Annotated in this window: 21 protein-coding genes and 1 tRNA gene; 11 read left to right on the forward strand and 11 right to left on the reverse strand. The window is 67.8% G+C overall.

The genetic code is table 11. The features are described 5' to 3' along the window. Positions 1-3: 3 nt before the first annotated feature. The 5 genes from N911_RS0114400 to tgt all read right to left on the reverse strand — a co-directional run bounded on the left by N911_RS0114400 (position 4) and on the right by tgt (position 6,236). A complete protein-coding gene (locus N911_RS0114400; RefSeq protein WP_035105579.1) occupies positions 4-2,193 on the reverse strand; it encodes an APC family permease in 2,190 nt (729 codons plus the stop codon). A gap of 62 nt (positions 2,194-2,255) precedes the next feature. Further along, complete coding sequence (locus N911_RS17725) at positions 2,256-2,729, reverse strand: hypothetical protein (RefSeq protein ID WP_029898355.1); 474 nt, start codon at positions 2,727-2,729, stop codon at positions 2,256-2,258. A gap of 73 nt (positions 2,730-2,802) precedes the next feature. After that, positions 2,803-2,878 (reverse strand) — tRNA-His (locus N911_RS0114410). A gap of 56 nt (positions 2,879-2,934) precedes the next feature. Continuing rightward, positions 2,935-5,025, reverse strand: a complete 2,091-nt coding sequence (locus tag N911_RS0114415) for a thioredoxin domain-containing protein (protein ID WP_029898357.1) — start codon at positions 5,023-5,025, stop codon at positions 2,935-2,937. Between the two features lie 95 nt (positions 5,026-5,120). After that, entirely contained in the window at positions 5,121-6,236 is a 1,116-nt protein-coding gene (gene tgt, locus N911_RS0114420) for a tRNA guanosine(34) transglycosylase Tgt (RefSeq protein WP_029898359.1), read from the reverse strand. A 97-nt stretch (positions 6,237-6,333) separates the two neighbouring features. On the opposite strand from tgt, the gene N911_RS0114425 reads away from it, so the two are divergent. Beyond that, complete coding sequence (locus tag N911_RS0114425; RefSeq protein WP_029898361.1) at positions 6,334-7,407, forward strand: EAL domain-containing protein; 1,074 nt, start codon at positions 6,334-6,336, stop codon at positions 7,405-7,407. 81 nt (positions 7,408-7,488) lie between these two features. Here N911_RS0114425 and N911_RS0114430 read toward each other — a convergent pair whose 3' ends face one another. The 4 genes from N911_RS0114430 to gcvH are packed head-to-tail and all read right to left on the reverse strand — an operon-like array spanning position 7,489 to position 12,106. Next, the gene (locus N911_RS0114430; RefSeq protein WP_029898363.1) at positions 7,489-8,871 is read right to left on the reverse strand and encodes a dihydrolipoyl dehydrogenase family protein; all 1,383 of its coding nucleotides are present in this window, start codon (positions 8,869-8,871) and stop codon (positions 7,489-7,491) included. A gap of 1 nt (position 8,872) precedes the next feature. Further along, positions 8,873-10,360, reverse strand: coding sequence for an aminomethyl-transferring glycine dehydrogenase subunit GcvPB (gene gcvPB, locus N911_RS0114435; protein ID WP_029898365.1), 1,488 nt, complete (start codon positions 10,358-10,360; stop codon positions 8,873-8,875). Beyond that, positions 10,357-11,691: an aminomethyl-transferring glycine dehydrogenase subunit GcvPA gene (gcvPA, locus tag N911_RS0114440; RefSeq protein WP_029898367.1), complete on the reverse strand. Its 1,335-nt coding sequence runs from the start codon at positions 11,689-11,691 to the stop codon at positions 10,357-10,359. The genes gcvPB and gcvPA overlap by 4 nt, the downstream gene beginning before the upstream one ends. A gap of 34 nt (positions 11,692-11,725) precedes the next feature. Beyond that, entirely contained in the window at positions 11,726-12,106 is a 381-nt protein-coding gene (gcvH, locus tag N911_RS0114445) for a glycine cleavage system protein GcvH (RefSeq protein ID WP_029898368.1), read from the reverse strand. A 150-nt stretch (positions 12,107-12,256) separates the two neighbouring features. Here gcvH and N911_RS0114450 point away from each other — a divergent pair, with 150 nt between their 5' ends. The 5 genes from N911_RS0114450 to N911_RS0114470 all read left to right on the forward strand — a co-directional run bounded on the left by N911_RS0114450 (position 12,257) and on the right by N911_RS0114470 (position 15,650). Next, a complete protein-coding gene (locus N911_RS0114450) occupies positions 12,257-12,955 on the forward strand; it encodes a class I SAM-dependent methyltransferase (RefSeq protein WP_029898370.1) in 699 nt (232 codons plus the stop codon). A 10-nt stretch (positions 12,956-12,965) separates the two neighbouring features. Then, a complete protein-coding gene (nikR, locus tag N911_RS0114455; protein ID WP_029898372.1) occupies positions 12,966-13,385 on the forward strand; it encodes a nickel-responsive transcriptional regulator NikR in 420 nt (139 codons plus the stop codon). A gap of 4 nt (positions 13,386-13,389) precedes the next feature. Continuing rightward, the gene (folE2, locus tag N911_RS0114460) at positions 13,390-14,187 is read left to right on the forward strand and encodes a GTP cyclohydrolase FolE2 (protein WP_029898374.1); all 798 of its coding nucleotides are present in this window, start codon (positions 13,390-13,392) and stop codon (positions 14,185-14,187) included. Positions 14,188-14,243: 56 nt separating this feature from the next. Beyond that, positions 14,244-14,600: a flagellar basal body rod C-terminal domain-containing protein gene (locus N911_RS0114465; RefSeq protein ID WP_029898375.1), complete on the forward strand. Its 357-nt coding sequence runs from the start codon at positions 14,244-14,246 to the stop codon at positions 14,598-14,600. A gap of 120 nt (positions 14,601-14,720) precedes the next feature. After that, a complete protein-coding gene (locus N911_RS0114470) occupies positions 14,721-15,650 on the forward strand; it encodes a nodulation protein NodZ (RefSeq protein ID WP_029898376.1) in 930 nt (309 codons plus the stop codon). 75 nt (positions 15,651-15,725) lie between these two features. On the opposite strand, the gene N911_RS0114475 is transcribed toward N911_RS0114470, so the two are convergent. Next, positions 15,726-16,772 (reverse strand): OmpA family protein, encoded by a 1,047-nt coding sequence (locus N911_RS0114475; RefSeq protein WP_029898378.1) that lies wholly within the window; start codon positions 16,770-16,772, stop codon positions 15,726-15,728. A 224-nt stretch (positions 16,773-16,996) separates the two neighbouring features. Between N911_RS0114475 and N911_RS0114480 the strand changes: the two genes are divergently transcribed. Both N911_RS0114480 and N911_RS0114485 read left to right on the forward strand, forming a co-directional pair. Then, positions 16,997-18,013, forward strand: a complete 1,017-nt coding sequence (locus N911_RS0114480; protein ID WP_029898380.1) for a sigma-54 interaction domain-containing protein — start codon at positions 16,997-16,999, stop codon at positions 18,011-18,013. 70 nt (positions 18,014-18,083) lie between these two features. Next, positions 18,084-21,248, forward strand: coding sequence for a tetratricopeptide repeat protein (locus N911_RS0114485; protein WP_029898382.1), 3,165 nt, complete (start codon positions 18,084-18,086; stop codon positions 21,246-21,248). Positions 21,249-21,294: 46 nt separating this feature from the next. Here N911_RS0114485 and rocF read toward each other — a convergent pair whose 3' ends face one another. Beyond that, on the reverse strand, positions 21,295-22,278 hold the full coding sequence (rocF, locus tag N911_RS0114490) for an arginase (RefSeq protein ID WP_029898384.1): 984 nt from the start codon (positions 22,276-22,278) through the stop codon (positions 21,295-21,297). A gap of 112 nt (positions 22,279-22,390) precedes the next feature. On the opposite strand from rocF, the gene amrB reads away from it, so the two are divergent. The 3 genes from amrB (at position 22,391) to N911_RS0114505 (ending at position 25,226) form a co-directional block, all read left to right on the forward strand. After that, complete coding sequence (gene amrB / locus N911_RS0114495) at positions 22,391-23,200, forward strand: AmmeMemoRadiSam system protein B (RefSeq protein ID WP_029898386.1); 810 nt, start codon at positions 22,391-22,393, stop codon at positions 23,198-23,200. Between the two features lie 16 nt (positions 23,201-23,216). Continuing rightward, a complete protein-coding gene (locus N911_RS0114500; RefSeq protein WP_029898389.1) occupies positions 23,217-23,984 on the forward strand; it encodes an LptM family lipoprotein in 768 nt (255 codons plus the stop codon). 126 nt (positions 23,985-24,110) lie between these two features. Next, positions 24,111-25,226 (forward strand): PP2C family protein-serine/threonine phosphatase, encoded by a 1,116-nt coding sequence (locus N911_RS0114505; protein ID WP_029898390.1) that lies wholly within the window; start codon positions 24,111-24,113, stop codon positions 25,224-25,226. Positions 25,227-25,245: the final 19 nt, after the last annotated feature.

A 25,245-nucleotide genomic window follows, 5' to 3' on the forward strand; every position in this document is an offset into this window, starting at 1 on the left:
GGCCTACTCCGCGCCCAGCACGTCCTCCACCTCGCCGCTGCGGGCCAGCAGCACGGCCCGGTCCGTGAGCTTGAGTCGTTCCAGTATGCGCCTGGCCTGGCCCTCGGCGTGCTCCGTGTCCGGCGGGGGCATGCTCAGCACCACCAGGTCCGCGTCCTGGCTGGACCCCTCGAAGACCTCGGCGAAGGTCTGTTCCTCCCCGCTTTTGACCAGCACCATGACCTCGGCCCGCACCCGCGCCTCGGCCAGCAGTTCGCGGGTGGATTCGGACGCCTGCTCGCGTCCCTCCTCGTGCTCGATGTAGCGCAGCACACGCATTTCGGCGTGTTCCCAGGAGGGATTGATGTGCACCAGGTGGGCCAGCAGCAGCATCAGTTCGCCGTTGCGGTCGCGGCCTCGCCACCAGACGTCGATGCGCTCCCGTTCTCCGAAGGAGCAGTCCGCGGGCGGGCGGAAGAAGAGCACCGACTTGCGCAGTTCCAGCAGCCTCTGGGTCAGGCGCACCTGCCGGGCCACGGTCTCCTCGCTCTCGCCCAGCCCCATGAGCACGGTGTTGGTCTCCAGCACGGTCACGCCCAGGGCCTGGCTCACGGCCATGACCCCCTCGTCGAAGTCCTCGGTGATGGCGCATTCGGCGAAAGCGGCCACGTCCATCTCGGCCACCTTTTTGTCCAGGGATTTCTTCACCGTGTCGCGGAAGGCGTGGGGGGAATGGGGCGGCTCGGGCGGCGGGGTGAGGTGGTAGAAAGTGACCATGCCGTTGCCGCTGCACAGCCAGGAACCCGCCTCCATGAGGCAGTCGCGCCCTTCGGTCAGGGAGACCATGGCCAGCAGGTTGGGCCGCCAGTTCTTGGCGTGGCGGGGGGAGAACTCCAGCATGAGCAGGGCGTGGCGGGCCAGGGTGTACCAGATGCCGGAGCGCAGGTCGCCCCAGTTCTGCCGCAGGGAGCGGCGGGAGAGCAGGAAGAAGATGGAATAGCTGGCCACCACCGCGAAGAGGGTGGCCAGGGGGTTGATGAGCACCATGGTCGCGTAGCAGCCCAGCGCGCCCAGCAGGGAGACCGGCCAGGGGGTGTTGAAGGCCGGGCGGTAGCTGGGGTTGCCTACCAGCTTCTCCAGCCCGGCGGTGGTGTTCACCATGCCGTAGGTGTTGAGAAAGAACATGGTGATGATGGGGGCCACGAAATCCAGGTCGCCCAGCCAAATGACCCCCAGGGCCAACACGGTGGTCAGCAGCACGGCCGCGCGGGGCTCGGTGCGGCTGCCCAGGTTGGAGGCCAGCCCGCGCGGGGCCACCCTGTCCCGGGCCAGGGACTGCAGTACGCGCGGCGCGGCGGTGATGGTGCCCAGGGCGGAGGACAGGGTGGAGGCCCACACCCCGGCCAGGATGAGCCAGGGCCAGCGGGCGTTGGTGTGCATGATGAAGGTGTCGGAGCGCAGTTGCTCGGGATCGTTGTGCATGGCCAGCCAGACCACGGCCAGCAGGTAGATCAGGGTGGAAACACCGATGGCCGAGAGGGTCCCCTTGGGAATGTCGCGGCCGGGATCGCGCAGGTCGCCGGACATGGAGACGCCCACGGTGATTCCCGTGACCGCCGGGAAGAACACGGCGAAGGCGGCCAGCGGCGTGGCCGCAGCGCCCTCGGGGGGCAGCATCTCCGGCGTGGTCCAGCCGGTCAGCCCTCCCGCGAAGAAGGACAGCAGGGCCAGCCCCAGCACGCCCATGATGACGTACTGCACCTTGATGGCCACTCCCGCGCCCACGTAGGCCAGCAGGCCGAAGAGCAGCACCACGGCCGTGGCCGTGAGGTTGGGCGGGAACTGGGGAAAGACGTTCACCAGGGCCTCGGTGAAGCCGATGACGTAGAAGGCCACGGACACGGCCTGGGAAAGGTAGAGCGGGATGCCGATGGCCCCGCCGATCTGCAGCCCAAGTGTGCGCGAGATCATGAAATAGGAGCCGCCCACCCCCACCCGCATGTTGGAGGCGATGGCGGACAGGGACAGCCCGGTGCACAGGGAGATGAGGCAGGCGAGGCCGACGATGGCCAGGGCCCCGAGCATGCCGGTCTGGCCCACCAGCCAGCCGGTGCGCAGAAAGAGGATGAGGCCCAGGATGGTCAGGATGGTGGGCGTGAAGACGCCGGAGAATGCGCCGAACCGTCGCGTGGCGGGTTTCTGTTGCTGCGGCATGGGTGCTCCTGCGGCGGCAGGGTAGCACGGCCGCCCCCGGCGGGCCACTCCCGGGCGGGGAATTATACCCGCTTGCGCCGTGAGGCGGGCCACCAGGCCAGCCCGGCCGCCAGCAGGCAGCCCGCGTCCAGCCAGAACATTGCCCGGGTGAAGTCCGGACGCAGGTAGAAAAAGGCGTAGCCGCGCAGGGCGGCCCAGATTCCCTCGCCCGAGGGCTGGGGCAGGGGGCCGAGCAGGGGCCAGAACAGCATGCGCGGGGCGGCCAGATCACCGGCCAGATGGACGATCCACATGCCCAGGAAGGCCAGGGCGGTGGCGGGGCGCAGCCGGTGGAAACGGATAAGCAGCAAGCAGACCAGCCCGGCGGCCAGCAGCATGACCCCGGTGTGCCCCACGGCCCGGCTGCCGGTGAGGCCCAGAAGCCCCAGGGGCTTGTCCATCAGGTCCGGGGCGAAGGCCCCAAGGAGCAGGGCTGCCCAGGGCGCGTGTGTCAGGCGGCGGCCGAGGGCGGCGGTGGCCGCGTGTCCCAGAATCATGCCCGTTCCGCCTCCGGTGCTGAACGAACAAGACGCCCCCGGAACGATGGTTCCGGAGGCGTCTTGCGAAAAGTGGGGCGAACGATGGGATTTGAACCCACGACCCCATGGGCCACAACCATGTGCTCTGCCTACTGAGCTACGTTCGCCGCAAAGGGGAAGTCAGATACACACTCAGCGCGCATCGGTCAAGTGGTTGAGGGAGTCATCCGCCTTTTTCCCCCGCCAGCAGGTTGACCAGGTCCACCGGATCGGTCACCGGGGGGCGGCAGGCCTTGTCGCGGCAAACGTGGGCCGTGGCCCGGCCGTCGGCCGGTTCCTTGCCGCGCGTGAGCGGGGCCAGCGTTTCGATGCGCTCCGGATCCACTTGGTCGCGGAAGAGGATGACCGCGTCCGGCAGGTAGGGGCGGCAGGCCTCGCGGTGCAGGAGCATGGTTTCCGGCGCGGCGCGGTCCCCGGTGATGACGATGTCCGGCCCGTCGCCCGCGGCCAGGTCCGCCCCGCAGAGCAGGAAGGTGAAGGCGGCCGGATGCTGGGCGGCCTTGGCGGAAAAGGCCCGGCCCATCTCCTCCGCCTTGGAGGTGAAGGGCTTCCGTTCGGTCATGCGGGCCAGCTTGAGCAGGGCGGTCCAGGCCACGGAGTTGCCCGAGGGGATGGCCCCGTCCATGGCCTCCTTCTGCCGCACCAGCAGGTTCTCGGCGTCCGAGGCGGTGGTGAAGAAGCCGCCTTCCTCCTCGTCCCAGAAGTGGCGGATCATGTCTTCGGCCAGCCCGGCCGCTTCCTCCAGCCAGCGTTCCTCCAGGGTGGCCTCGTACAGCTCCGCCAGCCCCCAGGCCATGCAGGCGTAGTCCGCGGCCGTGGCGGGCATGGCCGCCTCGCCCTGCCGGAAGCGCCGCAGCAGCCTGCCGGAGCCGTCGCGCATGTGGCTCAGGACGAAATCGGCGGCCCGGGCGGCGTGCTCGGCGTGGGCCGGGTCGATGGCCTTGGCCGCCTTGGCCAGGGCGGCGATCATCAGGCCGTTCCATTCCGCCAGCACCTTGTCGTCCAGGTGTGGCCGCACGCGCTCGTCGCGCACCGCCAGCAGGCGTTGCCGGATGGATTCCATCTTCTCCCGCAGCTCATCGGCGGACATCTCCGGTTCGCCCGCCCGGTCGTCCAGGGGCCTGGTCAGGTGGGGGATGTTGCGGCCGGTGCGGCGCTGGGTGGCCTCGTCCAGGTAGTTGCCCTCGCTGGTAATGTTGTAGAGGCGGATGAAGAGGTCCGCCTCCGGGGAATCGGGACCAAGGGCGGCGCGGATTTCCTCCTCGGTCCAGAGGTAGAACAGCCCTTCCTCGCCCTCGGAGTCGGCGTCCCAGGCGCTGAGAAAGCCGCCCTCGCCGTCCCGAAGCTCGCGCAGGACGTAGGCGATGGTCTCCCCGGCCGTGCGGCGGAAGGCCTCGTCGCCGGTGGCCTGGTAGCCTTCGGTGTAGGCCATGGTCAGCATGGCCTGGTCGTAGAGCATCTTTTCGAAGTGGGGCACAAGCCATTCGCGGTCCGTGGAGTAGCGGTGGAAGCCGTGGCCCACGTGGTCGTGGATGCCGCCCAGCCGCATGGCGTGGAGGGTTTTTTCCACCATGTCCACGGCCTTGTCCTGGCCGAAGCGGCGGGCGTGGCGCAGCAGGAAGAGCAAGTTGTGCGGGGAGGGGAACTTGGGCGCGTGCCCGAAGCCGCCGCGCTCGGCGTCGAAGGCCTTTTCCAGCTCGGCGAAACAGGACCGCATTTCGGATTCGCCCAGGCCGTCCCCGGCGTTGCCGGACTCGATCTTGCGCAGGTGCTCGGTGATCTGGGAGGCCGAGGTCACTGCCCGCTCGCGTTCCTCGTGCCACAGCTGGCCCAGTCTGGGCACCAGCTCCAGCATGCCGATGCGGCCTTGCACGGACGCCTTGGGAAAGTAGGTTCCGGCGAAGAAGGCCTGCCCGTCCGGGGTCAGGACCACGTTCAGCGGCCAGCCGCCCGAGCCGGTGAGCATCTGGCAGACGGTCATGTACACCGAGTCCACGTCCGGCCGCTCCTCGCGGTCCACCTTGACGTTGACGAAGTGCTGGTTCATCAGCCCAGCCACCTCCTCGTCCTCGAAGCATTCGCGCTCCATGACGTGGCACCAGTGGCAGGTGGAGTAGCCGATGGAGACGAAGAGCGGCTTGTCCCGCCGCTTGGCCTCGGCGAAGGCCTCCTCGCCCCAGGGCATCCAGTCCACGGGGTTGTCCTTGTGCTGCAAAAGGTACGGGCTCTTTTCGTTCGCCAGCCGGTTGGCCATGGGTCCTCCAGGGATCGTGCGGGAAAACTGGTCACAGTACAGGGTACGTGCCCCGGGCGAACGAGTCCAGTGGGGAGAGCGGAAAAGGGCGGAGGTCAGCCGGAGTAGGGGGCCAGGGCGTCGCGGCGGTAGTCCGCGAAGCGGCCCTCTTCGATGGCGGCCCGCGCCCCGGCGGTGAGGTCCAGGAAGTAGCGCAGGTTGTGGATGGTGTTCAGCCGGTAGGAGAGCAGCTCCCCGGCCTTGTAGAGGTGGCGCAGGTAGGCCTTGGTGAAGGTGCGGCAGGTGTAGCAGGGGCAGGCCGGGTCCAGGGGGGAGTCGTCCTCGGCGAAGTCCGCCCGCTTGATGTTGACCTTGCCGCGCGAGGTGTAGAGCGTGCCGTTGCGCGCGTTGCGGGTGGGCAGCACGCAGTCGAAGAGGTCCACCCCGTTCGCGACGCCCTCCAAAATGTCCTCGGGCGTGCCCACGCCCATCAGGTAGCGGGGCTTCTCCTCGGGCAGCACGGGGGTGGAGGCGCGCAGAATGCGGTACATGTCCTCCTTGGCCTCGCCCACGGACAGCCCGCCCAGGGCGTAGCCCTCGAAGCCGATGTCCATGAGCTGCTCCGCGCTCTCCCGGCGCAAATCCTCGAACACGCCGCCCTGGACGATGCCGAAGAGCAGGTTGTCTCCCGCCCCGGCGGGATAGGCCTGGCGGCAGCGGCGCGCCCAGCGGGTGGTCAGCTCCAGGGAGTTGGCCACGTAGTCGCGCTCGGCCCCGGCCGGGGGGCACTCGTCCAGCACCATCATCACGTCGGAGTTCAGGTTGCGTTGGATTTCAACCACCTTCTCCGGGGTGAAGAGGTGGGGGGAGCCGTCCAGATGGGAGCGGAAGGTGACGCCCTCCTCCTCGATCTTGCGCAGCTCCGTGAGGGAGAAGACCTGGTAGCCGCCGGAGTCGGTGAGGATGGGGCCGTCCCAGCCCATGAAGGTGTGCAGGCCGCCCCGGCGGGCCACCAGCTCGTGCCCGGGGCGAAGGTAGAGGTGGTAGGTGTTGCCCAGAATCATCTGCGCGCCCACCTCGGCCAGGTCGCGCGGGTCCACGGCCTTGACCGTGCCCACCGTGCCCACGGGCATGAAGACCGGGGTCTGGACCGGGCCGTGGGCCGTCTGCAGGGTGGCGCGGCGGGCCTTGCCGTCACGGGCGTGCAGGGTGAATTCTCCGGGGGTGCGCATGGCCCTTGCGCGGTAGTGCATTTCCGCTGGCAAGTAAAGGGCGAGTTGCCCGCGAAGCGGGTTTTCCTGTAGACTGTCCGGTGGAGGTCGACCACGCATGCACAGTTGCTCCCGTTGCGAAACCCTGCCCGACCCGCTGCCCGGGAAAGGGACCCTCTACCTTGTGCCGCCCATATCCCCCACCGGCGCGGACATCCGCAGCTACGTCACCAGCCTGGGCCTGGACCTGTCCGAGCCGTACGACAACGTCTACGCCGTGCCGGTCACATCCAAAGACCTGAGCGAGCTCTGCTCCAGCTACCTCTGCCGCCTTTCCCTGGCCGAAACCCGGGACACCAAATCCCTGCTTCTGGCCGAGGGCGAGGAACTGACACCGGCCGGGCTGGCCTCCATGGAGCCGCTCAGCGTGCTGGTCAACCGGATTCAGGGGGAATGGCTGCTGGACATCCTCAAGGCGGAGCGGCTGACCACCTGGTTCCAGCCCATCGTGCACTGCTCAGAGCCCTCCCGGCCCTTCGCCCACGAATGCCTGCTGCGCGGGCTGAACGCCAAGGGGGAGCCGGTGCCGCCCGGCGAGATGTTCGACATCGCCCGCCACGCCGACCTGCTCTTCTACCTGGACCGGGCCGCCCGCATCTCCTCGGTGCGCAACGCGGCCACGGCGGGGCTGGAGGGCAAGGTCTTCATCAACTTCCTGCCCACCTCCATCTACAACCCGGAGTACTGCCTCAAGACCACCCTGGCGGCCATCGAGGAGGCCGGGCTGTCGCCGGAACAGATCGTCTTCGAGGTGGTGGAGAGCGAGGAGGTGGATGACACGGACCACCTGCTGGACGTGCTGCGCTACTACCGCGAGAACGGCTTCCAGGTGGCCCTGGACGACCTGGGCGCGGGCTACGGCTCGCTGAACCTGCTCTCCCGCCTCAAACCGGACTACATGAAGATGGACCTGCAGCTCATCCGCAACGTGGACCGCGACGAGTTCAAGGCGGCCATCTGCGCCAACATGCTCAAGCTGGCCGACCAGGTGGGCGTGACCAGCATCGCCGAGGGCGTGGAGACCGAGGGAGAATGGCGCTGGCTCTGCCAACACGGCGCCCACCTGGCCCAGGGCTTCCTTTTCGCCAGGCCGGGCAACCCGCCGCAAGCGCCGGTGGTTCCGGCCGGATAAGGGCGACGTGGAGAACGGTACGAAAAAAGCCCGGCGGATTTCCCCGCCGGGCTTTCGATTATTGGTATTTCGCTGTCGCGGCTAGACCGCTTCCGGCTTCTCCCGGCAAGCCTCCATGAGCGATTCGTCGATGGAGGGGTGGGGGTAGATGATGTCCAGGCACTGCTCGCGGGTCCACTCCTGGCGCACCATGACCTCGGCCAGGGTGGTCAGGCCGGTGACGCCGTGCCCCACGGCGGTGACGCCGCGCACGCGCGGGGTCTTGCCCGCGCTCCAGACCACCTTGACGAAGCCCTGGGTGGCTCCGTGGGCCTGGGCGATGGGGTTGGCCGCCAGGTTGTAGCGGGAGACCAGGGCCTCCTGGCCCTGTTCCTTGAGCTCTTGGGCCATGCGCCCCACCCGCATGGACTCGGGCGAACCGTAGATGCAGGAGGGCAGGCCCAGGTCGGAGTAGGGGCCCTCCGCCCTGCCGGTGATGTGCTTCACCGCCCATCGGGCCTGATGCTCCGCGGCGTGGGCCAGCATGGCCCGGCCGTTGGCGTCGCCCGCGCAGTAGACGCGCTCGGCCGCCTTGAGGTCGCCGTCCACCTTCACGAAACCGCGCTCGGTAATCTCGCCCCCGGCCGCGGAGACCTTCAGCCCCCGGGTGGCGGGCTGGCGGCCGATGCAGACCAGCGCCTTGTCCGCGGTGACCTCCTCGCCGGATTCCAGGGCGAGGTGCGCCTTGCCGTCGCGCGTGACCAGCGAGGCGACCTTCTGGCCGGTGAGGAGCTTCCACTTCTTGCGTTTGAGGATCTTGCCCATCTCCTGGGAAACCTCGGGGTCCTCCCAGGGGATGAGGCGGTCCATGGCCTCCACCACGGTGATGGCGGAGCCCAGCCGCTCGAAGACCTGGCCCATCTCCACGCCGATGACCCCGCCGCCCACGATGATGAGCGATTCGGGGACTTCCTCCAGGGAGAGGATCTGGTCGGAGTCCAGCACCGCCTCGCCGTCCGGCTGCATGGAGGAGGGCGCGAAGGTCTTGGAGCCGGTGGCCAGCAGGCAGTGCTCGAATTCCAGGATGTGGATGTCGCCCGAGGCGTCGTCCGCGCGGTGGACTTCCAGGCGGTCCGGGCCGTCCAGCCGGGCCTCGCCCCGGACGAGCTTCACCCCGGCCGCCTCCAGCCGTTTTTCCATGGCCTGGCGGGTGCCCTGGATGAGCCTGTCCTTGCGCTTGTGCATGGCGGGCAGGGAGAAGCTGACCTCCCCCTGCGCCGCCTTGAACTTGCGCTGCACCGCCAGCTCCTCCGAGGCGGCCGTGCCGCCCAGGAGGAACTTGGTGGGGATGCAGCCCCAGTTGAGGCAGGTGCCGCCCAGATCGCCCTTTTCCACCAGGCAGACGGACAGCCCGGCCCGGGCGCCGTCCAGCGCGGCGGCGAACCCGGCGGGGCCGCCGCCCACCACGATGAGGTCCCAGGTCATGCTACGCCTCCTCGCGGGGCTGGGTGATGACCATCTCCCGCGCCGCCTTGGTCTCGTCCAGGCGGGTCACGGGCAGGTTCTGGGGCGCGGCCTTGACCGCCTCGGGGTTTTCCCGCGCCACCCGCACGATGTCCCGCAGGTCCTCGACGAACTCGTCCAGGGTTTGCAGGCTCTCGGTCTCGGTGGGCTCGATCATCATGCATTCCTTGACGATGAGCGGGAAGTAGACCGTGGGGGCGTGGTGGCCGCGCTCCAGCAGGGCCTTGGCCATGTCCACGGCGCGCACCTCGTTCTCCTCGGCCAGCTTCTGGGCGGAGGCCACGAACTCGTGCATGCAGACCCGGTTGTAGGGAATCTCCAGCACGTCCTCCAGCTTCTTGCGCAGGTAGTTGGCCGCCAGCACGGCGTTCTCCGAGACGCGGAGCAGCCCCTCCCCGCCCAGGCGGAGGATGTAGGCGAAGGCCTTCAGGTAGACGCCGAAGTTGCCGTAGAAGGGGGCCACGTAGCCGATGGACTCGGGGTGGTCGTAGTCCAGGGTGAAGAGGCCGTCCTCCAGCTTCTTGACCCGGGAGATGGGAAGGTAGGGCATGAGCTTTTCGCTGACGCCCACCGGCCCGGAGCCGGGGCCGCCCCCGCCGTGGGGGGTGCCGAAGGTCTTGTGCAGGTTCAGGTGGACCACGTCAAACCCGGCGTCGCCCACGCGCAGCTTGCCCAGGATGGCGTTGAGGTTGGCCCCGTCGTAGTAGAGCAGGGCGTCCTTGGCGTGGATCATTTCCACGATCTCGGGCAGGTGCTTCTCGAACAGCCCCAGGGTGTTGGGGCAGGTCATCATAACCGCGGCGGTGTCGTCGTCCAGGGCCTCGGCCAGCTTTTCCGGATCGAGGATGCCGTCCACGCTCTCGATGTTGACCACGTCGAACCCGGCCAGGGCGGCCGAGGCGGGGTTGGTGCCGTGGGCGGAGTCCGGGCAGATGACCTTGGTCTTCTTGTTGCCCTTGGCCTTGTGGTAGGCGGCGATGAGCATGGCTCCGGTCAGCTCGCCGTGGGCCCCGGCCATGGGGTGCAGGGTGAAGCCCGCCATGCCGGTGATCTCGCACAAGAGGCTTTCCATCTCGTGCATGACTTCCAGCGCGCCCTGGCACATGCGCCCCGCGCCCTGCAGCTGCGGCATGGCCGGGTGCAGCCTGGCGAAGCCGGGCAGCGCGGCCACGGTCTCCAGGAAGCGCGGGTTGTACTTCATGGTGCAGGAGCCCAAGGGGTAGAAGTTGGTGTCCACCCCGAAGTTGCGGCGCGACAGCTCGGAGAAGTGGCGCACCACGTCCAGCTCGCTGAGGTGGGGCAGCCCGGAGTCCTCCTTGCGCAGCAGGTCGCCGGGCAGCAGGTCCCCGGCCGAGACTGTCGGCTTTTCGGGCCAGGTTCCCTCGCGCCCGTGCGCGGACTTGTCGAACACGGTGGGGACGCTTCCGGTCTTGGTGGGACAGTTCTTCATCGGACCAGCCCTCCGATCATTTCGGCCATGACCCCGACGTCCTCGGTGGTCTGCTTCTCGGTGCAGGCCACCAGCAGGCAGTCTTCCATGCCCTCGTAGTAGCGGCCCAGCGGGAAGCCGGGCACCACGCCGCGCATGGAGAGGCGGTCGATGGCCAGGGCGGCGTCCATGGGCAGCCGCACGGCGAACTCGTTGCCGAAGGGCTGGTCGCTGAGCAGCTCCACGCCGGGGATGGCGGTCAGCCGCTCGGCGGCGTAACGGGCCCGCTCCATGGAGAGCAGGGCGGTGCGGCGCAGTCCCTCCTGCCCCAGCAGGCAGACATGAATGATGGCCCGCATGGCGCACAGCGCCTGGTTGGAGCAGATATTGGAGGTGGCCTTGGCCCGGCGGATGTGCTGTTCCCTTGCTTGCAGGGTGAGCACGTAGCCGGTGCGCCCCTCGGTGTCCTGGGTGCGGCCGGCGATGCGGCCGGGAAGCTGGCGCACTAGCTTGCGGGTGCAGGCCATGATGCCCAGGTAAGGGCCGCCGAAGGACAGCGGCAGGCCCAGGGACTGGCCCTCGGCCACGGCGATGTCCGCGCCCATCTCGCCCGGGGTCTTGAGCACGCTCTGCAGCACGGGGTAGGCGGAGAGAACGGACAGGGCCTTCTTCTCCTTGGCCGCGGCGAAGACGCGCTCGAAGTCGGCGATGTTGCCGAAGAAGTTGGGGTTCTGCACCAAAACGGCGGCCGTCTTGTCGTCGATGGCCGCGATCAGCCCCTCCACGTCCGTCACCCCGTCCTTGTGGGGCACGGTGACGAGCTCCAAATCCAGGTTGGAGGTGTAGGAGGTGAGCATGATGCGGTAGATGGGATTGACCGCTTCCGAAATGACGAAGCGGCGGCGCTTGGTGGAGCGCACGGCCATCATCATGGCCTCGAAAATGGCCGTGCCGCCGTCGTAGACGCTGGCGTTGGCGCATTCCATGCCCATCAGGCGGGCCACGGCCGTCTGGTATTCGTAGATGGCCTGCAGGGTGCCCTGCGAGGCCTCGGGCTGGTAGGGGGTGTAGGCGGTGTAAAACTCGCCGCGCCCGGCCAGGGCATCGACGGCCTCGGGAATGTAGTGGTCGTAGAAGCCCGCGCCAAGGAAGCTGGTCACATGGGTGGCGTTCTTGGAGGCGAGGAATTCGAGGTGCTTGACCACCTCCATCTCGCTGCGGGCCTCGGGCAGGTCGAAGGAGCGCGGGCGGAGGTCTTCGCCTATTTCGGCGAAGACCTCCTCCACGCTTCCCGCGCCCACCGTGCCGAGCATGGCCTGGCGCTCGTCGTCGGTGTGCGGAATGTAGGGCATGATTCGTCCCTGTTGGAGGTGAGGGGAGGAGGTTCTAGTGGGCCTCCTCCTCGATGAGGCTCTTGTAGTCGTCGGGGGAGAGCAACCCTTCGGGCTCGCCGTCGAGGCGGATGCGGCAGATCCAGCCCTCGCCGTAGGGGTCCTCGTTGATGAGCCCGGGGTTCTCCTCGAGCTCCTCGTTGACCTCGCTGACCTCCCCGGCCACCGGGGCGTAGATTTCGCTGGCGGCCTTGACCGACTCCACGCTGCCGAGCTCTTCCCCGGCCTGGAACGTGGCGCCGACTTCCGGGACCTCCACGAAGGTCAGGTCGCCGAGCTGCTCCTGGGCGAAGTGGGAGACGCCCATGACGGCCTCCTCGTCCTCCACCCGGACCCACTCGTGGGTCTTGCTGAACAATACGTCGTCAGGAATCATTATGGGTTCCTCCTTGTCTTGGTTCTGGTCCCCTTCGGAAGGCGGATGCCCCCGAAGGAGGCTCTATTTCCTTAATGGCTATCGGCTTCGATCGCAAGGTGGGCTTTCCCGGGGTTGCCCGCGCGAGGGTTTCGGGATAGAGCCGGGGCCATGACGGAAGTGGACTCTGGCCGCGCGGAATCGGCCCTGGCGGATCGCCCGGAAGCGCCCCAGCGCCTGCGCGTGCGGATAGGCGGGCGGGAGTGGCTGGTGGAGCGCCGCGGCGACCTGGACACCCTCTGGGAAGCCATGGGCGACGACGCGGACGAGGACCGCATACCCTACTGGGCCGAAATCTGGCCCGGCGGCGTGGCCGTGGCCGAACAGATGCAGCGCGAGCCGGGACGGGTGCGCGGCAAGCGTTGCCTGGACGTGGGCTGCGGCCTGGGGCTGACGGCCATGGTGGCCGCCTCCCTGGGCGGGCGCGTGGCCGCCTTCGACCTGCTGCCCGAGGCGCTGGAGCAGGCGGCGCGCAACGCGGCCCTCAACGGCATCGCCCCGGAATCGGCCCCCTTGTGGATGGCCATGGACTGGCGCGCCCCGGCCGTGGCTCCCGGGTCCATCGACCTCGCCTGGGGCGGGGACGTGGTCTACGAGAAGCGGTTCTTCATGCCCCTGGAGGCCATGCTGCGGCGCGCGCTGGCACCAGGCGGCCGGGTCTGGCTGGGCGAGGCCCGGCGCGAGGTCTCGGCCCACGTCTGGGACAACTTCCGCTCCCTGGGCTGGCGGGTGGAGCGCCTCTCCAGCCGCCCCACCACCGGCCCCACCTCGATCATGACGGTCAATCTCTGGGAACTGCGACTGGACTAGGAGGACACAGATGGGCAAAACTATCCGATTCGGCGTTTCCCTCGACTCCGACCTGCTCGAGCGGTTCGACGCCCTGTGCGAGGAGAAGAGCTACCAGACCCGCAGCGAGGCCATCCGCGACCTCATCCGCAACACCCTTGTGCAGCGGGAGTGGGAGCAGTCCGGCGGCCTGCAGGCGGGCACCCTCTCCCTGGTCTACGACCACCACCAGTCCGATCTGGCCCAGAAGCTGACCGAAATCCAGCACGACGCCCACGACCTCATCCAATGCACCATGCACGTCCACCTGGACCACCACAACTGCCTTGAGGTCCTGGTGCTGCGCGGCGAGGGCGAGCGCATCCGCGAGCTGGCGCAGCGGCTCATCTCCACCAAGGGCGTCAAGCACGGCAAGCTGGGGCTGACCACCACGGGGCAAGGCATTGTCTGATTTCATCGAGGACGTGCAGAGCGGGCCCAGTGAAGTGGCCATGCCCATCGATCGGGTGGGTGTGAAGGGGCTCAAGCACCCCCTGACAATCCGCGACCGCAAGCGCGGCAGCCAGAACACCGTGGCCGAGGTGGATCTTTCTGCGGACCTGCCCGCCCGTTTCAAGGGCACCCACATGAGCCGCTTCGTGGAGGCCCTTGGCGAGTTCAAGGGCGACCTGGACAGGTCCACACTGGAGACCTTTCTGGCCGATCTGGCGGACAAGCTGGAGGCGGACTCGGCCCACGCCCGCTTTCGCTTCCCCTATTTCCTGCGGCAGAGCGCCCCGGCCACCGGCAGCCCGGGGCTGATGCACTACGAGTGCGTGCTGGACGGGGAATGGCGGCGCGGCGCGCTGACCTTCACCCTGGAGGTGGCCGTGCCGGTCATGACGGTCTGCCCCTGCTCCAAGGCCATCGCCGAGGAGGGGGCGCACTCCCAGCGGGCGGTGGTGCGCATCCGCTGCCGGTTCGAGGGATTCGTCTGGCTGGAGGAATTGATCAAACTGGCCGAGGCCTCGGCCTCCTGCCGGGTGTACTCCGTGCTCAAGCGCGAGGACGAGAAGATGGTCACAGAGACCGCCTTCGCCAACCCCCGCTTCGTGGAGGACGTGGTGCGCGGCTGCGCCCAGGGGCTGGCCGGCGACGGCCGTTTCACCTGGTTCCGGGTGGAGGTGGAGAGCTTCGAGTCCATCCACAACCATTCCGCCTTCGCCTCCATCGAGCGAACGCTGCGGCCCAAGGAGCGGGAAGGGACGATTTGACCGGTTCTCCCTCCGCGATGTATTGTTCGGCCAAACGGGGGAGGTAAGGAGCGCTCATGGTCAACGCCAGCGCGTTGGACGCCTTCGGGGTGCAGGCCTGGGTGGCGGCCAACAACATCGCCAATGTGAACACGCCGGGCTACCAGGCCCAGCGGGCTTCCCTGACCACTGGCCCGGACGGGCGCGGCGTGGAGGTGGAATCCATCCGCCGCGATGCCGCCGAGGCCCCGCTTCCCGCCAGCGTGGAGGCGAGCCTCTCCGGAGCGGCCAAGGATGCCGCCAGCGCCTCCAACGTGGACCTTGGCCGGGAAATGGTGGACCTCATGCGCACCGAGACCGCCTACCAGGCCAACGCCACCGTCATTTCCAATCAGGACGCCATCACCGGCTCGCTCATCGACGAACTGGTCTAGTCCCTATCCAGCAGGGCTATCCCAAGCGCGGCCCCGGACATTCCGGCGGCCGCGTTTTTTTATCCGGCTCTCCGCCCGGCGGCTGGACGAATCCCGGCCCCGGGGGTATCACGGCTGCCCATGGACGGGACCCTGGTCATCAAGGCCTCGGGAGGCATGAGCAACCGGCTGCAGGCCGTGCTGCTGGGCGCGGGATTCTGCCTGCACACCGGCCGCCGCCTGCACGTGGATTGGCGTGACGGCCTCTACGCCGACTCGCCGGGCAACGTTTTCCACGAGTTCTTCCGGCTGCGCGGGGTGGAGGAGGTGGAGACGCTGCCCAAGGCCGCTCCCGAAGACATCGCCCCGGAGTATTGGCGGGAGAACCTGGCCCGTCCCGAGGCCATCGAGTACCTTTTCGACAACACCCACTTCCGTCCGGAGGTGGTCGAGGCCACCTCCATCGACCTGGGCGGACCGGACGTGGACGCCCCCGTGGCCGTGGGCTGGGCCCCCAACCTGGACTGGTACATTGGCGGGCTGCTGCCCAGGCTGGCCGAGGTGCGGCCGGAGTTCGCCGGGCTGGACGCCGTGGCGGCCGCAGGCAGGCTCCTGCGGGAGCACGTGGTGCTGCGGGAGGACTTGGCCGAGCGGGTGGAGCGCACCCGGACGGAGCTTTTTCCGGCCGACGCCCCGGTCTGCGGGGTGCATGTGCGCCACACCGACCTGGAGAGCCCCCTGGAGGAGTTCATCAGGGTCATGGCCGCCAAGCGGGCCGAGAATCCCCGCACCCGCTTCCTCGTCTGCACGGACAACGTCATGGTGCAGCGCACACTGGGCCGCCTCTTTCCCGGTAGCTTCTGGACGGAGAAGATGATGCCCGAACCCGGCGAGGTGCTGCACGGCCACCTGCCGGGGGAGGACAACGTGGAGAAGGGCAGGCAGGCCCTGGTGGACATGTATCTGCTGGCCCATTGCAGCGAGATCATCCACTTCGCGCCCAGCTCCTTCGCCCGCATCCCCATCCTGCTGGCCGGGCTGCCGCCTTCTCGCAGCACGGCCATCGGCTGAATTTCCCCGGGCGCGAATGAGTGGACCCCGGAGCCTGGGGCCCCGGGGTCCGGTGCTGAGGGGTGTCGTCCGCGACTACTTGCCGAAGACGATGTACTCGGCGCGGCGGTTCAGGCGGCGTCCGGCCGCGGTGTCGTTGGTGGCAAGGGGGGCGTTTTCGCCGTACCACTTCACGGTGATGCGGTTGGAGGCGATGCCGTGCTTTTCCACCAGGTAGTCGCGAACGGCCATGGCCCGGGCCCTGGAAAGCTCGACGTTGTAGCCCTCGGATCCGGTGACGTCGGTGAATCCGGCCACGTAGAAGCGGGTGCCGGGCTTGGACTTGAGCACTCCGGCGGCCTCGTCCAGGTCCTCCATGGCGTAGGGCTTCAACTCGGACTTGTTCAGGCCGAAGTAGGCCACGTGGACCGGAGTGTACTCGCGCCCTTCGCGGATCATGGTCACGGACTCACCCACCACCGGGGCCACGGCGCAGAGCTGGCCGGTGCAGACCTCGGGATTGCGCACGGCGTAGTCGAAGTCCACCAGCTGCGAGCACTCGTTGGCGTCGGCGATGCCCTCCACGGTCTCGCGTCCCTGCCTGCTCTCGGCCAGGCTGACCACCAGGAAGCAGACATCGAACTCGTCGGCCATGCGGTGGGCCAGCTCGACCGGGTCGCGGTTGTCCGTGTTCACGCCGTCGGTGAAGATATAGACCACGGTGCGGCCCTGCATTTCATCGAGCATGCGGGCCACCTTGGCCATGGATTGCCCCAGCGGGGTGGGATGGCTGAAGGCTCCGCCCTCCACCTGGGACGGCAGGGAGTTGATGGCCCTGGCGAAGGGCTTCTTCTCGTAGGCTGTGTAGCCGTAGATGGGGTCCCAGGGGCTGATGTTGTACAGCGCCGCGTTGTAGGGGAAGGGGGGGATGTCGTTGTTGATGGTGTGCAGCAGTTCCTTGGCGACTTCCACCCTTGGTTTGCCGGAATCCTGGTGCTCCTTGGCCATGGTGCCGGAGGTGTCGAAAAGAATCAGGAAATTGTCAGCCTTCTGGATGTAGGCTTCCTGGCCGAAGGCGGGGGCCGCAAGGACCAGCGCCAGCAGCGCGGTGGTGAAAAGAAAGGTGATTCGGGACGCGTTCATGTGCCAACTCCTTGCTTGCCGGTAGAAAAGAGGGAATACCACTATCCTCCATGTTAGATGTGATGTGGCTTCATTTGTCAAGCACGCCCGGCTTTGCGGGGATGGGGCGTTGATTTTTTCCGTACTCAGGGGTTTTTCGGGTTGACTTCCCGTCAGAACGTTGACACCACGGGCCAAGGACCAGCGTTCGACTTTCTGTTCACCCAACCCGCGTCGGCCACGGAATGCAGCTCAACCGCGAAGGCATAATCGGCGAAAGCCCGGCTCTGAAGGAGGTCTTCGGAGTACTGGCCAAGGTCGCCCCCACGGACTCCACCGTCCTCGTCACCGGCGAGTCCGGCACGGGCAAGGAACTGCTGGTGCGCGCCCTGCACCGCAATTCCCACCGCCGGGAGAAGCCGTTCGTGCCCATAAACTGCGGGGCCATCCCCAAGGAACTGCTGGAATCCGAGCTTTTCGGCCATGAGAAGGGCGCCTTCACCCATGCCGTGCGCACCCGTCCCGGGCGCTTCGAACTGGCCCAGGGCGGCACGGTGTTTCTGGACGAGATCGGGGAGATGGACCTGTCTCTGCAGGTCAAGATTCTCCGCGTGCTGCAGGAAAAGGAATTCGAGAAGGTTGGCGGCTCCCGCACCCAGCAGGCGGACGTGCGGGTGGTAACGGCCACCAACCGCGACCTGGAAAAAGAGGTCGAGGCCGGACGGTTCCGCGAGGACCTGTTTTACCGCCTCAACGTTATCCCCCTGCATCTGCCGCCCCTGCGCGAGCGCGGGGACGACGTGCTCGCCCTGGCCGAGTTCTTCCTGCACCGCTTCTGCGACCAGCGCGGCCGCAAGCTCCTGGGCCTGGAGCCGGAGGCGCGGGACATGCTGGCCGCCTACTCCTGGCCCGGCAACGTGCGCGAGCTGGAAAACTTCATGGAGCGCATGACCATCCTGGTGGACGGGCCGGAGATAGTGCCCGGCGACCTGCCAGAAAAAATCTGGCGGGAAATGGGGCGCGAGCGGCCCAAACTCGTGACCAGGGAGGCGGATGTCCGGGCGGGGTTCGTCTGGCCCACCATCGAGCACCTGCGCGAACAGGACATGGGGTTGAAGGATTTCCTGGACGCCGTGGAGGAACGGCTGCTGCGGGAGGCCCTGACCATGGCCGACGGGGTCAAGAACCAGGCCGCCGAAATCCTGAGCATCAAACGCACCACCCTCATCGAGAAACTCAAGAAAAAGAAGATAGAGGGGTAGTGAATCGGGCCGAAAAGCCGATGAAGGGGCAACGAGGAGGAACAAGCACGATTTTTGCTTGGTTGAACACGTGAGACGTCTCCTTCGCGCCGGGCCCTTCCGGCTTCTTGCGGCCGTCCTGGCCGTTCTGCTCTTCCAGGCAGCCCCAGCGGCCGCCCTGGACGTTTCCCTGTCCGTCTCGGACTCCACGGAAACCCTCACCCTGGAATTCGACCGCGCCCCGCCCCGGGCCGAGGTCTCCCGCACCGCGGCCGACCGGGTTACGGTCAACTTCCCGCAATCGTTCTGGGACGGCGTTCAACCACCTGTCACCAGACGGTTCGGGGACTCCCGGCTGGTCAACGAGGTGCGTCCCGCCCCGGACGGCGTGCTGGTGGATCTGAAAACCGACGGCTTCGGCTTCATCCGGATGCCCCAGCAGGGCGAGCGCGTGGTGGTGCAGTTCTTCCGTGATCCCATCGGCTCCCGCTGGCAACCCCGAGAGGATGCCGCGCAAGCCGAACCCGCCCCGTCGCCGGAGCCGGAATCGGCTCCGGCACCGGAACCGGAGCAACGGTCTGAACCTCCCGCCCAGGCGGAGACCGCGCCTGCCCAGCCCGCGCCGCCGGAACCCGAAGAATCCGCCGAGCCGGAAGCGACCGCTGTCGAACCCGCCCCGGAGCCTTCCCCTGAACCTGCCATGGCACCGGCGCAACGGCCGGAAGCGCGCGTGGAATCCCCCTTCTCCCTGCGCGCGCCAGTGCGCCGCAAGGGACCGGAGGGCGCGCCGAGCTACTCCACTTCGCCCGCGAACGGCCAGGCCGTGAGCCCGGAAAGCGGGCTGGGCGTGTCCGAAAGCGTCCCCTCCCCCGGGGGCGAGCCTGTGGAGGAGGCGGCCCGGGTTCCGGGGGGAGGAGACCCCGCCCCGGAAGGGCGGGCCGCCACGACCGCAGGGGGATCCGGCATGGTCATGGCCAACGGTCGGCCCTGGCCCGGCGAAATGGGGCAGGGGAACGGCTCGGTGCGCATGCCCATCACCCGCCAAACCCTGCCGGAGATGCTGGCCGAGGCGGAATCCGGAGTGGAACGGGCCGCCGGTGAGGCGGGCCGGGCTGTGGAGGGAGCGGCCGAGGACGTCGGTCGGGCGGCGGAGGAAAGCTACCGCGACGCGCCCCTGGCCGAGGAAGCCACCGAGGAGACGGCAGCCCTTGAGGGCGAGCCCGCACCGAAGGAAGCCCCGGAGGAACCCGCGCCGGAGACCGCGGAACAGGAAAAGCCGGAGCCCGACCCTGAACTGGACCGGCGGGACGCCATGCAGCGCGCCCTGGCGGCCATGAACGGCGGCAAGTACCGGCTGGCGGTGACCGAACTGGAAACGCTGCTGCAGGACCCCGGCTTGACCGCCGACATGCGCGAAAACGCCCTGTTCAACCTCGCCAGGGCGCGCTTCCAGCTGTACCAGGACAATCTTTCGGCCCACTACGACGACGTAACGGGGGCTTTCGAGCGGGCCATGAACGCCGATCCGGATTCGCCCCGGGTGGCCGAGGCCCTGCTCAATCTGGGGCTGGTCAACCTCCGGGTGGGCAACCTGCCGGAGGCCAGGGGCTACTTCAACCTGCTCCGGAAGCGTTACCCCAACGACGAGAACATCCCTTACATCGACTACTACTGGGGCAACCACTACTACGCCGAGGGCGACTACCAACAGGCGGCCGACCATTTCCAGGCCCTGGTTCAAAACCATCCGGATTCCAGGGTGGTGCGGCCCGCCTCGGTCAAGCTGGCCCGGTCGCTCAACGAGCTGGGCTACTACGACCAAGCCTATCAGATGGTGGATTTCGTGGATAAGCGCTGGCCGCGCTACTACGTGGAGTCACCGGGCTTCCTCCGCCTTTCCGGCACCGTGGCCAACAATCTGGAGCGGTACCAGGAAGCCAAGGAGGACTACTGGACCTACTACAACCTCTCGCCCGGGGCGGAGGAAATGGATGTGGTCCTGGCCCGCATCGGCGACATCTATCTGCGCGAGGACAAAGTGGAGCCGGCCAAGGAGGTCTACACCCGGGTGGCCGACCGCTACCCCGACCAGCAGGGCGGGCTCATCGCCAAGATGCGGCTGGCCGAGGAGGGCGTGTACGACGACCCCACAACCGAGCAGATGTTCTCGGTGTTTGACCGGCCCTTCACCCTGCGTCCCTCGCGGATATACAGCCGCATCGTGGAGGACTACCCCAAGAGCGCCCTGGCCCCTCTGGCCCAGTTGAAACTGGCCATGTGGCACCTCTTCCGCAGCCAGCCGGACGAGGCGTTGGCGGCGGTGGAGGGATTCATCGAGAAATACCCCAAGAACTCCCTGCGTGCCCGGGCCGAGGAGGTGGGCTACGGGGCCTTCGAGAAGTCCGTGGCCGGGGCTTCGGACAACGGCAACTGGGCGCGCATTGTGGGCATGTGGGAGCGCTTCGGCTTCTTGCGGGAGAACCGGGATGAACTGCTGCCGGACACCCGCATGGCCGTGGCCATGGCCTACTGGAAGCGCGACGAGGGCCGCAAGGCCCTGGTTCTGGCCGAGCCGTTCCTTGAGGGGGAGAAACAGGGCAAACTGTCGGAAATGGCCCTGAATCTGGCCCTGGACATCTACCTCGGCCGCCACAACTGGTCCGAGGTGGTGGGGTTGGCCAAGACGGCCAAGGACTGGGAACTGCCCGGGAAGCTGCGCCAGGACGTGAGCTACGCCCATGCCCTCTCCCTGGTGAACCTGGGGCGGCTGGAGGAGAGCGAGGGGCTGTGGTCCAAGCTGGCCCAGGATTTCGAACTGCCGCCCGCCGAGCGGGCAACGGCGCTGTACTACATGGCCGTGCTGGCCGGGCGGGAGAATCAGCTGGAGAAACAGTTCCTCTACGCCCAGGAGGCGCTGGCCGGGTTCGTGGCCGAGAACGCGTCCCAGGGCAAGGTCAAGGACCTGCTGACCATGCTCATCAACGTCACGGAAAGGGCGGGACGGATGAACGACGCCCTGAACTGGGCCCTGGAGTACGACCGCCTGGTCACGCCCGAGGACGAGGACTGGGCGCCCTTCCGCATCCGCCTGGCCGGTATCTACCGCGACATGGGCGACCGCGAGGCCTGGCGCGAGGTGTTGCGGGACGTCATCGAGAAGAAGCCGGACAGCATCTACGCCCGCACCGCCCGCTCCGCCCTGGACACCTGGCGGCTGGAACAGGAAACGGAACAGTTCACCGCCACGGGCCCCTAGTCCGCGGCGAAGTGGGCCGTCTTTTCAGGCCGGGCAGGAAACCGGCCTAGTCGTCGTCCAGTTCTTCCGGGCTGACGGCGGGCTGGTTCTGGCGCAGGTAGGTCTTTTCGTAGTCCGTGTACTTCACGCCCAGAAGCCCCATGGCCAGCTCCACGCACAACTCGGCGGTCTGGTTGCGCTTGTCCATGAGGGGGTTGACCTCGATGACGTCGAAGCCCGCCAGCTCCACGTCGCGGCCGATGGCCCGCATGATGTAGCTTATTTCGCGGTAGGTCAGGCCGCCCTTGGTCATGATGCCCGTGCCCGGAGCCACCTTGGGGTCCATGACGTCGGCGTCGAAGCTGACGTAGACCGCGTCCGTGTCCCGGCTGACAGTCTCGATGGCCTCGGCCACCACCCGCGCCATGCCCAGGTTCTCTATGTCGAAGGTGGTGTAGAGCTTGACCCCCTCCCGGCGCAGAAACTCCAGTTCGCCGGGGTCCACGTCCTTGGCGCCCAGGATGACCACGTCCTGCGGCAGTAGTTTGGGCGAGAAGCCCAGGCAGTCGCGCAGGCCTGGGTAGCCGTGGCCCAGGGAGACGGCCAGGGGCATGCCGTGCACGTTGCCGGAGGGGCTGGTCTCCGGGGTGTTGGCGTCGGCGTGGGCGTCGATCCAGATGACGCCCAGACGTCCCTTGGCCTTGGCCAGCCCGGCGATGGAACCGATGGCAGTGGAGTGGTCACCGCCCAGGATGACCGGGATGGAGCCGCCCCGGGCCGCCTCGAACACCGCCCGGCCCAGTTCCTCGGAGACGCGCTCGATTTCCGCCAGCTTGGCCGAGGCGCGCTCGGCCGGGGGCAGCCGGTCCAGGGCGAAGTTGTTGGCCACGGCCAAATCGCCCTGGTCCTCGTAGCGGTACCCGGCCTGCTCGAAAGCCTCGAAGATGCCTGCGTAGCGGATGGCCGTGGGGCCCATGTCCGCGCCAAGCTTGCTCACCCCCAGGTCCAGGGGTACGCCGATGACGGTCAGGCTCGTGTGCGGGCTTATCATGGCATTGCCTCCGGTGGGAGGTTGTACGCCAGGCGGGCGGAAATGCAAGCCGCCCTTGTCTGGGCGGGCCGTTCTGGTATCCTGATGGGCAACGCGAGAGAAAGGAGGAGCCATGAACCGCCGACCCATCGTAGCCGGGCAATTCTACCCGGCGGACGTGCAGGGCCTTGAACGCTTGGTCCTGGAGTGCGCCCGGGGAGCTGGCGAGCCGGACGCCGAGCCCACCATGCTGGCCATGACACCCCACGCGGGCTACGTCTTTTCCGGCCCCGTGGCGGGCAAGACCATCGCCCAGGCCAATCTACCGGACACCATCGTCCTGCTCGGTCCCAACCACACTGGCATGGGCAGCCCCATGGCGGTCTGGCCCGAGGGAACCTGGGAGTTGCCCGGCGGCGGCGTGGAGGTGGACGCCGAGCTGGCGGCCTACCTCATCGACAAGGTGGACGGATTCGAGAGCGACAGCCGGGCGCACGAGCGGGAACATTCCCTGGAAGTGGTGCTGCCCTTCCTGCGCCACTTCAACAACAACGTCCGCGTGGTGCCCGTGGCAGTGGCCGAGCGTGACCCCCGCAGGCTGCTGCGGGCCGGGGAGCAACTGGCCGAGGCCCTGCGCGGAAGCGGACGCGACGCGGCCATGGTGGTCAGTTCGGACATGAGCCACCAATTGCCCCAGGAGGAGGCCAAGCGCCGCGACTCCCTGGCCATCGACAAGATTTTGGAGTTCGACCCCGAGGGGCTGTACCGCACCGTGGCCGAGAACGACATCACCATGTGCGGCGTGCTGCCCATGACCCTGGCCATGCGGGCCGCGCGGGAATTGGGCGCGGAGAACGCCAGGCTGGTGGAGTACCGCACCTCGGCCGAGGCGTCCGGCGACTACTCCCACGTGGTCGGCTACGCCGGGGTCATCCTCAACTAAGCGAACCGGAGGGTTCATGCGCCGCCTTTTCACCCTTGTCCTCATCCTTGTTTTCGCCTTTTCCCTGGCCGCCTGCGGCAAGAGCCGCCCCGCGCCCCAGGCCCGGCGGGTCGTCCAGCCCTCGGAGGTGCCGGGGTCATTCGCCGGTCCGGGGTACGACCTGGCCGCGGTGCGGTACCAGCACACCGGCGAGGGCCTGGACTACACCGAGGCCGGGGTGGAGCCGGTTTATCTGGTCTTCGAGAACCGCTCGGCCGACACGCCCACGGTGGACTACGACCAGGTGCGCGGGGTGTCGCCGGACGGCGAGTATCTGCCCTACTCCATTGACGAGGCCACCCAGGTCGTCACCGAGTCCGAGGCCTTTTCCGCCACGGCCGAGAACGCGGCCCGCTCCGGGACACTGGGGGCACTGCTGGGCGCGGGCCTCGGAGCCATCGCCGGTTCCATCGGCGGGGGCGACAACATCTGGCATGGTGCGGTCATCGGCGGCGCCATCGGCGGCATGGCGGGCGGCGTGTACGGCGGCGCCGGGTCGGAGCGCGCGGTGAAGGACACGGTGCAGAAGCAGCTCTCCCGCTACGCCTGGGACTCCCGCGTGGTGCCGGAAAACTACACCAAGGTGGGGTACGTCTACTTCCCCGCGGCCAAGGGCATCACCAAGCTCAAGGCCCCGGTCTCGGTGAACGGCACCATCACCACAGTGGCCGTGCTGCCCATGGCGTCCCCGGCTTCGGTTCGGGCGGAGGAGGCCTCAGCAAACGCAACCCTCAGGGGAAAATAGGGGAGTCGGGGTGTTTCTTCGTCTTTGGCGTTCTGCTATGAGGGAACCGGTCCCAGCCGCCGTCCGCGAGGGGGAACGGTGGAGGCCGGCCGTGAGGCCGGGTCGTGAGGGGACGCATGAAACGAAATGCGTGACGCGCCACTGGTTCTCATCGTCGACGACGAACATCTCAACAGGCTGACCCTGGAGCGCATGCTCCATCGGGAGGGCTTCCAGACCCTTCTGGCGGATGACGGCCAGACGGGCAGGGAGTTGGCCCGGACCAGCCTGCCGGACATCATCCTGCTGGACATCATGATGCCCGGCGAGTCCGGCTTCGAGACCATAAGCGGGCTGCGGGAGGATGCGGAGACCGCCGCCATCCCGGTCATTTTTATTTCCGCCCTGGGAGATGTGGAAAACAAGGTGCGGGGCTTCGATCTGGGCGCGGTGGATTACGTCACCAAGCCCTTCCAGTTCCGCGAGGTGCTGGCCCGCATCCGCACCAACCTCAAGGTTTCCGAGGCGCTGCGGGCCACTATCCGCGAACAGGCGCGGCGGCTGGAGCAGGTGCGCGACGCCCAGGAGGCCATTTTGGTCAAACCGGAGAGCCTTCCGGACGCCCGCTTCTCCATCCTCTTCGAACCCGTTCTCGAAGCCGGCGGCGACTTCTACGACGTCTTTCCGCGCGGCGCGGGGTACGGCTATTTCGTGGCAGACATCGCCGGGCACGACCTGGGGGCGTCCTTCGTCACCTCCTCCCTCAAGGCGCTTCTGCGGCAGAACGCCACTCCCCTGTACACGCCGGTGGAGACCATGACCAACATCAACGGCGTTCTGAACCAAGTGCTGGCTCCGGGCAAGTTTCTGACGGCGGCTTACCTGCAATTGGACCGCGCGCGCCGCAGGCTGACATTGGTCAACGCCGGTCATCCCCCGCCGGTGCTGGTGAGCGCGGACGGCTCGGTGGAGCTTTTGCGGGCGGATGGGGACATTCTGGGGGCCTTCGAGCGGGTGGCCTTCACCCCGCTGCAACGGGAAGTGAGACCGGGGGACCGCATCTACCTCTATACCGACGGGCTGGTGGAAACGCAGGGCGGCTCGTCGCCCCGCTGCCTGGGGAGCGGGGTGAGCCTGCTGCAGGATGCCTGCGGGGAGCTGCCCGGCTTGGAACTGGGAGAGAGCGTCGAGCGCCTCTGCCGGGCCATGGCGGGGCGGGGCGAACGCGGCGACGACGCGGTTGTAATGGCCGTCGAGGTTTGAATATGCTTGTTTCCTACAC

It is taken from the genome of Desulfohalovibrio reitneri, from assembly GCF_000711295.1.
Taxonomy (GTDB): Bacteria; Desulfobacterota; Desulfovibrionia; order Desulfovibrionales; family Desulfovibrionaceae; genus Desulfohalovibrio; species Desulfohalovibrio reitneri.

Excerpts from the sequence above, each read along its gene's own strand:
- tgt (WP_029898359.1), bottom strand. The coding sequence starts at position 6,236 with ATGCGCACCCCCGGAGAATTCACCCTGCACGCCCGTGACGGCAAGGCC.
- N911_RS0114475 (WP_029898378.1), bottom strand. The coding sequence starts at position 16,772 with ATGAACGCGTCCCGAATCACCTTTCTTTTCACCACCGCGCTGCTGGCG.
- gcvPA (WP_029898367.1), bottom strand. The coding sequence starts at position 11,691 with ATGCCCTACATTCCGCACACCGACGACGAGCGCCAGGCCATGCTCGGC.
- N911_RS0114450 (WP_029898370.1), top strand. The coding sequence starts at position 12,257 with ATGACGGAAGTGGACTCTGGCCGCGCGGAATCGGCCCTGGCGGATCGC.
- N911_RS0114480 (WP_029898380.1), top strand. The coding sequence starts at position 16,997 with ATGCAGCTCAACCGCGAAGGCATAATCGGCGAAAGCCCGGCTCTGAAG.
- gcvH (WP_029898368.1), bottom strand. The coding sequence starts at position 12,106 with ATGATTCCTGACGACGTATTGTTCAGCAAGACCCACGAGTGGGTCCGG.
- N911_RS0114425 (WP_029898361.1), top strand. The coding sequence starts at position 6,334 with ATGCACAGTTGCTCCCGTTGCGAAACCCTGCCCGACCCGCTGCCCGGG.
- nikR (WP_029898372.1), top strand. The coding sequence starts at position 12,966 with ATGGGCAAAACTATCCGATTCGGCGTTTCCCTCGACTCCGACCTGCTC.
- N911_RS0114400 (WP_035105579.1), bottom strand. The coding sequence starts at position 2,193 with ATGCCGCAGCAACAGAAACCCGCCACGCGACGGTTCGGCGCATTCTCC.
- N911_RS0114415 (WP_029898357.1), bottom strand. The coding sequence starts at position 5,025 with ATGGCCAACCGGCTGGCGAACGAAAAGAGCCCGTACCTTTTGCAGCAC.
- gcvPB (WP_029898365.1), bottom strand. The coding sequence starts at position 10,360 with ATGAAGAACTGTCCCACCAAGACCGGAAGCGTCCCCACCGTGTTCGAC.
- amrB (WP_029898386.1), top strand. The coding sequence starts at position 22,391 with ATGAACCGCCGACCCATCGTAGCCGGGCAATTCTACCCGGCGGACGTG.
- N911_RS0114470 (WP_029898376.1), top strand. The coding sequence starts at position 14,721 with ATGGACGGGACCCTGGTCATCAAGGCCTCGGGAGGCATGAGCAACCGG.
- N911_RS0114500 (WP_029898389.1), top strand. The coding sequence starts at position 23,217 with ATGCGCCGCCTTTTCACCCTTGTCCTCATCCTTGTTTTCGCCTTTTCC.
- N911_RS0114465 (WP_029898375.1), top strand. The coding sequence starts at position 14,244 with ATGGTCAACGCCAGCGCGTTGGACGCCTTCGGGGTGCAGGCCTGGGTG.
- rocF (WP_029898384.1), bottom strand. The coding sequence starts at position 22,278 with ATGATAAGCCCGCACACGAGCCTGACCGTCATCGGCGTACCCCTGGAC.
- N911_RS0114430 (WP_029898363.1), bottom strand. The coding sequence starts at position 8,871 with ATGACCTGGGACCTCATCGTGGTGGGCGGCGGCCCCGCCGGGTTCGCC.
- N911_RS17725 (WP_029898355.1), bottom strand. The coding sequence starts at position 2,729 with ATGATTCTGGGACACGCGGCCACCGCCGCCCTCGGCCGCCGCCTGACA.
- N911_RS0114505 (WP_029898390.1), top strand. The coding sequence starts at position 24,111 with ATGCGTGACGCGCCACTGGTTCTCATCGTCGACGACGAACATCTCAAC.